The organism is Gluconacetobacter sacchari, assembly GCF_014174255.1.
Classification (GTDB): Bacteria; Pseudomonadota; Alphaproteobacteria; order Acetobacterales; family Acetobacteraceae; genus Gluconacetobacter; species Gluconacetobacter sacchari.
Genome location: NZ_JABEQJ010000094.1, coordinates 1 through 1,049 on the forward strand (window position 1 = coordinate 1; position 1,049 = coordinate 1,049).

Genomic DNA, 1,049 nt, shown 5'->3' on the forward strand with positions numbered 1-1,049 from the left:
CGAGGCCTCCGTCTCATTCCAATTCACGTCGTTCCTGTCGTCCATCTGCTACTTCCTTTCACAAGGGTCGTAGCGCTCCTCAATGTCTCGGAAAACCGTGCCCCACCCCACCCGCCGAAATCCGGGCTGCAAGGAAGGCGGTTCGCCTTACCCAGGCCGAGGCTGCTGAGGTCGTCTCGGTCTGCCAGGCGACTTGGAAAAAATGGGAGGCGGGTGTCCATCGCATGCCCCCTGCCTCGTTCCACGCCTTTCAGATGACGGCCTGGAACCTCGGAGGACACAGGTGATGACTTGCCCTCGCCTATGGTCCTGCTGACGCGGGCGACGACCGATCGACATAGGTCGTCGTCCATGGCCCGGTCGCCGTGCCGATGATGATGGTATCCGTGTCGGAACCATCGAAATGCACGACGCCGGCAGGAACAATAACGTAGCTTCCTGCCGGATAAGATTTTGCCCGTGAATGATCGAAGCTGCTGTCGTATCCGATCCGCAAGACGCCTTTTGCCACAAAGACGCGAGCCGTTGCACTGTGGCTATGCGGGGCGTCCCACACACCGGCGGGAATCGAGAACGCATAGGAAAAGGGCTCTCTTTCTTTCTCGCTTTTACCCTCCAGCAGGGCATATCGCGTTCCGTCGGCGGCTGTCATTTGCCACGGTATGGCGTCCGGCATCCATCCCTGATGCTGGGTCGCAGCCGAGGCATTCGCGCAGACGAGCAATGAAAGGGTCAGAACGAGGGCATGTATCTTCATGACGATCTCCTTGTCGCCATGAGTTAGCTGCCAGCACGGGAGAAATACGTCCCGTTTCTTGCGCTCAAATTAATTTTCTCGCCTGTTGCCGAATGCAACCCTTGATGACCTCATGACGCGACTGAGGTTCCTGGCGGGCCTGGAGTCGGACAGTGCCGGCATCCACGCCATCCTGCGCGACCTGGAGGGATCGAAGAACCCTTGATTGATACGCTTGGCTGGTGATTTCAGGTTTTTGGCGATTTGATTGACTACTTTTGGGTTCGTTTTCGATCTGCGTTTTGAGCAGATC

General features: G+C 57.5%; 2 protein-coding genes and 1 pseudogene. 1 reads left to right on the plus strand and 2 read right to left on the minus strand.

Features of this window, described 5'->3' with window-relative positions; translation table 11 throughout:
* Positions 1 to 119 precede the first annotated feature (119 nt).
* The gene (locus HLH48_RS23890; RefSeq protein ID WP_373320248.1) at positions 120 to 287 is read left to right on the plus strand and encodes a helix-turn-helix domain-containing protein; all 168 of its coding nucleotides are present in this window, start codon (positions 120 to 122) and stop codon (positions 285 to 287) included.
* Positions 288 to 301: 14 nt separating this feature from the next.
* Here HLH48_RS23890 and HLH48_RS22800 read toward each other — a convergent pair whose 3' ends face one another.
* Both HLH48_RS22800 and HLH48_RS23055 read right to left on the minus strand, forming a co-directional pair.
* Positions 302 to 757, minus strand: a complete 456-nt coding sequence (locus tag HLH48_RS22800; protein ID WP_182999726.1) for a cupin domain-containing protein — start codon at positions 755 to 757, stop codon at positions 302 to 304.
* Between the two features lie 64 nt (positions 758 to 821).
* Positions 822 to 1,049, minus strand: a pseudogene (locus tag HLH48_RS23055) (hypothetical protein); the annotation flags it as partial.

Bases quoted from the DNA above. Each gene is read 5' to 3' on its own strand.
- HLH48_RS22800 (WP_182999726.1), bottom strand. From the start codon at position 757: ATGAAGATACATGCCCTCGTTCTGACCCTTTCATTGCTCGTCTGCGCG.